Origin of the sequence: Methylobacterium sp. 190mf (assembly GCF_900107945.1) — a bacterium.
Classification (GTDB): domain Bacteria; phylum Pseudomonadota; class Alphaproteobacteria; order Rhizobiales; family Beijerinckiaceae; genus Methylobacterium.
Genome location: NZ_FNVI01000077.1, coordinates 1 through 1,601 on the forward strand (window position 1 = coordinate 1; position 1,601 = coordinate 1,601).

Annotated in this window: 1 protein-coding gene; it reads right to left on the reverse strand. The window is 77.8% G+C overall.

Features of this window, described 5'->3' with window-relative positions; translation table 11 throughout:
• On the reverse strand, positions 1-1,601 hold a 1,601-nt coding region (locus C4T42_RS31285; RefSeq protein WP_244603334.1), incomplete at both ends, for a condensation domain-containing protein.

Genomic DNA, 1,601 nt, shown 5'->3' on the forward strand with positions numbered 1-1,601 from the left:
CCGAGGTAGTTGAGGAGGATGCCGGGCTCGGGTGCCGCGGCGATGCGGTGGCGCAGGTCCGCGACGGGGCCGTGGCGCAGGAGGTCGTGGCTGAGGTCGGGCTGGGGCAGGGCGCGGCGGGCTTCCTTGACCCGGCAGAGAGCAGCACCGAGGGCGTGGCCGCGGGCGTCGTCGTCCGGCGGCAGGTCCGGCTCGCCGCCGAGGGGGTCGAGCCGCAGCGGCACCAGCGTGGTGAACCAGCCCACCGTCCGGCTCTGGTCGTGGCGGGGCAGGGTCGGGCCGTCCTGCGCGTCGGAGAGGGGTTCGGGGAAGGGTTCTGAGAGGGGTTCGGCGAGGGCGTCGGCCAGGGCGTCGGCATCGCGACCGTGGCGCTCGAGGGTCACGCCCACCGCCGTCCCGTCGCCGCGCCGCACCAGCGCGATCGACAGGGCGGTGAGCAGGATCTCGTCGGGACGGGCGCTGTAGGGCCGACCGGCCCGGCGCAGGAAGGCGTCGGTGGCGTCGGCGTCGAGGCTGTCGGCGATCTCGGTCTGGGCGGATTCGACGTTGGGGGCGTCGGGCCGGACCGGCCGCAACGCGGCATCGGGGCACGGCCCCCCGGCTTGCCAGCCTGCCAGCCAGGATTCGCGGCGCCCGGCATGTCCGGGGTGCCGGGCCAGGACGTCGAGGCTGCGGGCCCAGCCCGGGAAGCTCGTCGGCGGGGGCGCGAGCGGCCGCCCGGCGAGGGCCGCCGCGAGGTCCTGGATCAATATGCGCCACGACATGGCGTCGACCACGAGGTGGTGGGCGACGAGGAGGAGCCGCTCGGTCCCGTCCGCCGGCAGGGTGACGTGCACGGCCCGCCAGACCGGCCCTTCGGCGAGGTCGAGGCTCGTCTGGGCTTGCGCGGCGAGGGCCGCGAAGGCCGGCGCACCGTCCGCCGCGCGCCGCCACAGCGGGGGCTCCTGCCCTGGTGCCCGGCAGGTCTGGGTCCAGGCCCCGTGCGCGTCCCGCGCGAAGCGCAGGCGCAGCGCGGGATGGGCGGCCTCGACGGCCGCGAGGGCCTCAGCGAGGCGGCCCGGGTCGAGGGGTGCCCGGGGCGCGAGCACGATCGCCTGATTCCAGTGCTGCCGGTTCGGGACGGGGCCGTCGAGGAACCGGCGCTGGATCGGGGTGAGGGGAACCGGACCGGCCTCGCGCGCCGGGTCGACCTGGGGGGCCGGCGCGGCCGCGCTGTCCGGGGCCGCGTCGAGATGCGCCGCCAGGGCGGCGAGGCGCGGGTGGGTGAAGACGTCCCGCGGCGTCAGCGCGAGGCCGCTCTCCCGGGCGCGGGCGACGAGCTGGAGGGCGAGGATCGAGTCGCCGCCGCGCTCGAAGAAGCTGTCCCGGCGCGACAGGCGTCGGGCGTCGAGGCCGAGCACGCCGGCCCAGAGGGCGGCGAGGCGCGTCTCGGTCTGACCGCGCGGCGGATCGAAGCCGGTGCTGCCGCCCGCGGCGTCCGCGCCCGCCCAGTCGGGTTCGGGGAGCCGTCCTGGGTCGAGCTTCCCGTTGGCGGAGACCGGCAGGGCGGGCAGGGCGAGGATGCGGGCGGGGCGCAGCGCGTCGGGCAGCGTGTCGGCCAG